4 protein-coding genes are annotated in these 4024 nt (G+C 70.9%); 1 reads left to right on the forward strand and 3 read right to left on the reverse strand.

Annotated features, from left to right (window positions below):
• Window positions 1-144 precede the first annotated feature (144 nt).
• Complete coding sequence (locus tag ACFWGJ_RS42515) at window positions 145-954, forward strand: Fpg/Nei family DNA glycosylase (protein WP_387334324.1); 810 nt, start codon at window positions 145-147, stop codon at window positions 952-954.
• A 37-nt stretch (window positions 955-991) separates the two neighbouring features.
• Here the strand turns inward: ACFWGJ_RS42515 and ACFWGJ_RS42520 are convergent, their stop codons facing one another.
• The 3 genes from ACFWGJ_RS42520 to ACFWGJ_RS42530 all read right to left on the reverse strand — a co-directional run bounded on the left by ACFWGJ_RS42520 (window position 992) and on the right by ACFWGJ_RS42530 (window position 3742).
• Window positions 992-2191, reverse strand: a complete 1200-nt coding sequence (locus ACFWGJ_RS42520) for a glycoside hydrolase family 64 protein (RefSeq protein ID WP_387334325.1) — start codon at window positions 2189-2191, stop codon at window positions 992-994.
• Between the two features lie 111 nt (window positions 2192-2302).
• Complete coding sequence (locus ACFWGJ_RS42525) at window positions 2303-3037, reverse strand: chitinase (RefSeq protein WP_387334326.1); 735 nt, start codon at window positions 3035-3037, stop codon at window positions 2303-2305.
• A 186-nt stretch (window positions 3038-3223) separates the two neighbouring features.
• Window positions 3224-3742, reverse strand: coding sequence for a lytic polysaccharide monooxygenase auxiliary activity family 9 protein (locus ACFWGJ_RS42530; RefSeq protein ID WP_387334327.1), 519 nt, complete (start codon window positions 3740-3742; stop codon window positions 3224-3226).
• Between the last annotated feature and the right edge of the window lie 282 nt (window positions 3743-4024).

Genomic DNA, 4024 nt, shown 5'->3' on the forward strand with positions numbered 1-4024 from the left:
GCTGAAGGATTCGCGGACCGTCCGCGACTCTTCAGCCCGTCCGGCGTTTGAGGACGAGCGCGTAAGCGCGACAGGGGGCTGGGGGCGCAGCCCCCGGTTCCGGGAAGGGGCGGGGCTGGGGAAATGCAACCCGTAGGAGGACCCGTGCCGGAGGGGCACACCATCCACCGGCTGGCCGAGGACTACCTCGGCGGATTCGGCGGCCGCGAGGCCCACGTGACCAGCCCCCAGGGCAAGTTCACGGACGCCGCCGCCCTCCTGGACGGCACGGCCCTCACCACCGCCGAGGCCCACGGAAAGCACCTCTTCCTCCGCTTCGAGACGGACGACTGGATCCACATCCACCTCGGCCTCTTCGGCAAGGTCACCTTCGGCGGCGCCCCCGCGCTCCCACCGACCGACACGGTCCGTCTGCGCCTCCGGAACGGCACCGCGTACGTGGACCTCCGCGGCCCCACCACCTGCACGCTCATCACGGACACGGAGAAGCAGGCGATACACGACCGCCTGGGCCCCGACCCGCTGCGCGAGGACGCCGAGCCGGAGCGGGCGTACGCGCGGGTCTCCCGCAGCCGTACGACGATCGCCGCCCTGCTCATGGACCAGAAGGTGATCGCGGGCGTCGGGAACGTCTACCGCGCGGAGGTCCTTTTCCGGCACGGCATCGACCCGTACCGGACGGGCCGGGACATCACGCGCGCCGAGTGGGACGCGATGTGGGCGGACCTGGTGGCGCTGATGCGCGAGGGGGTCCGCAACAACCGGATCGACACGGTCCGGCCGGAGCACGAGCCGGAGGCGATGGGCCGCCCGCCGCGCAAGGACGACCACGGCGGCGAGGTCTACGTGTACCGCAGGGCCACCCTGCCCTGCCTCGTCTGTGGCGGCGAGATCCGCACCGCCGGTCTCGCCGCCCGCAACCTCTTCTGGTGCCCGGTCTGTCAGAAGCACTGAGGAACTGAAGAACCGACAGGCCGGGCACCGGGTCCGCTCAGTCGAACGGGTCGAGGGAGATGGTCGCGTCCTTCGGGTCGCCGTCGTGCACCAGCGACTCGTGGTTGCCGACGTCGTCGAAGGCGAAGGCGTACGCCTGCCCGTTCTGCATCTGGTCGTGCACCAGCCGGGCGTAGTGGTTGCTGACGCCGTCCTGGTAGAAGCCGGACGCGTCGGCGTCGGGCTGCGCGGAGTTGGTGAGCAGCGTCGAGCGGTTGTACGCGGCGCACAGGGTCCGTGAAATGGGGCCGCGCACCTGGTCGTTGGGGGCGTCCAGCTTGTTGTAGCAGCCGAACACGGAGTCGGAGTCGGGCTTCTCGAAGGACGTCACGACGGCGCCCGTGCCGTCGGTGAAGTCCATCGTGTCGCCGTTGACCTTGCCGAAGAACTTCGTGTCGGGCTGGTCCTTGAACGGCGTGACCGTGAGCGTGTCGCTGGCGTACTTCGTCCAGACCCGGTCGATGTAGTCGTCCAGCACGCCGGCCGGGATGGCGCCCGAGCCGATGGCGTGGCCGGGGGCGAGCACCCGCAGCGGGGTGCCGTCACCGCGGGTCTCGACCAGTTTCTCCCAGCCGCCGCCCTGCTCCTTCAGCCCGTTCACGACGGCCTGGTAGCCGCCCGCCTTGAGCTTGCCGGTCTCCTTGGTGGAGCCGTCACCGGCGGTGAGGCCCACCGAGTACGGCGCGGAGAACATGTCGACCTGGGTGGAGTTCAGCCACAGACCGGAGTCGTTGAGCGTGTACTCGGTCCAGTTGAACAGGATGTCGTGGTTGGGGTCGGAGGCGTTCTGCACGGCGGGCTGCACGAGTCCGCCGTCGGCGAGCCGGAAGTCCAGCTTCTGGCCGTACGAGAAGTAGACGCGGCCGGAGAACTTCGGGAGCTGGACGGTCTTGGACGCGCCGTCGGCCGGGCCGGCGAACGAGGCGTCCGGCGCCGGGACGGGCGGGGCGCCGCCGGCCGGCCAGGCGTGGAAGACGCCGGACTCGTCGGCGTACCCCTGCTTGCCGGAGGCGAGTTCGGTGCCGATCACGTACACGTACACCTGCTCGCCGCTGCCCGAGGTGTTCTTCAGGGTGAGCGGGATGGTGTCCGGGACGGCCGAGGCCTGGTCGGCGGGGCCTACGACGACGGCGGCGGCGCCGAGCGCGGCCGCGACGGCCAGGGAAGCCGTCAGCTTGCGGGGGGAGAGCAGGTGCATAGGGTCCTCGTCAGTGGGGGATCGACACAGGTTTCTAGGACGGGCGGGCGGGCGGGCGCCGCCCGGTCCGGGTGGCGCCGGAGCCGGGCGGCGATGGGCTCGGGCCCGGGATCAGCAGCTGAGGTTGCCGCCGGGCTCGACGCCGAGCAGCTGGGTGAAGCGCTGGTAGTTGTCGATGCGGCTCTGGACCTGGCCCGGGTTGCCCCCGTTGCACTCCAGGCTGCCGTTGATCGAGCGGATGGTCTCGCCGAACCCGGCGCCGTTGACCATGGCGTCGTGCGGCGTCATCGTGCCCGGGCCGGTCTGGGTGTTCCAGTACCACAGGCCGGTCTTCCAGGCGACGGCCGCGTCGTTCTGCACGAGGTCGGGGTTGTTGAGCAGGTCGATGCCGAGCGCGTCGCCCGCGGCCTTGTAGTTGAAGTTCCAGCTGAGCTGGACGGGCCCGCGGCCGTAGTACTTGTCGTTGCCGGCCGGGCAGCCGTAGGGCTGGCTGGTGTCGCAGTAGTGCGGGTAGTTGGCGGTGTTCTGCTCCACCACGTACTGCAGGCCGCCGGTCTCGTGGCTGACGTTGGCGAGGAAGGCCGCGGCCTCCTGCTTCTTGACCGTGTCGCTGCCCGTGTTGCTGAAGCCGGGGTAGGCGTCGAGCGCGGCGGTCAGGCCGCCGTACGTGTAGAACGAGTTCCGGCCCGGGAACATGTCGTTGAACTGGGCCTCGCTGACGACGAACGCGGCGGCGGAGGTGTCCGCGCCGGCCTTCTGGGCGGAGGCCGTCGGGGCGAGCGTGAGCGTGCAGAGGGCGGCGGCCACGCCGGTGGCGGTCAGCAGTCCGAGTATGCGTCGGTGCACGGTGTCGACTCCTGGGGATGGGGTGTGGGGGGACGGCGCGGAAGGGGCCGGCGGAAGAAGGTGGGGGGACTTCCGCCCGGTGTGCGCGCCGGGTGGGGCAGGTGGGGCAGGTGGGGCGGTGCGGGCCGGTCCCCGACGGGCCGTCCCCGGCCCGTGGATCACGACTGACCGGCCCCGACCCGGTTGTCAGCCGCCGACGTTGACGTCGATGCAGGCGTAGAAGGCGTTGTCCGTGTCCGCCACGTTCCAGACGGCCAGGACCTTCTGTCGGCCGCTGAGGCCGCCGAAGTCGACCTGGTGGTTGACCACCGCGCCCGGCTGCGCGCCGCCGTCGTCGAACAGGGCGATCCGCTGTCCGCCGGCGTAGTACTCCCAGGTGCTGGTCGAGTGCCGCGCGCTGAGCTTCCAGGAGAATGTGGTGTTCTTCTGCACCGGCGTGACGGTCCAGCCCCTGCTGTCGTCGTCCAGCTCGGAGAAGCGGCTGTTGCCGCCGCTGCAGTTGGTCAGGCCCTTGGGGCCCTCGACGCTCTGCGGCTCGTAGGTGATGTCTCCGCAGGACACCGTGCCCGCGGCGCACTGCGCCTGGCGGCTGGGCGGGTCGGAGATGTAGCCGTGGGCGCTCGCCGACCCGGCGGGCAGGCTCACGGCGACGACGGGGGCGAGTACGGCGCCTACGAGGGCAGCCGTCTTCCTGCTGGCGTGCATGGGGACTCCTTCACATCAGGCCTTCCCTGGCACGCACGGCGGTGTGGGGGACCGCACGCGACGGGACCGGCCTCTCGTGGGTGGGGCCAAGAGGCGCGAAGGTGACGCGCTCCGGCCGGTCCGTCCAGGGCGGATTGCTCCCGCGAAGGGCCAACTCACCGAACGGAACGGCGCGTTCTGTTGGCCTAGACCATACAAGTGGCTCTTCGAGATGTGTCAAGGGCATGACGGAGCCCCGCCCGGGGGTGGCCGCCCGTCCGCACTCCGATACGACCGCACCCC

The organism is Streptomyces sp. NPDC060205 (genome assembly GCF_042728395.1).
GTDB lineage: Bacteria > Actinomycetota > Actinomycetes > Streptomycetales > Streptomycetaceae > Streptomyces.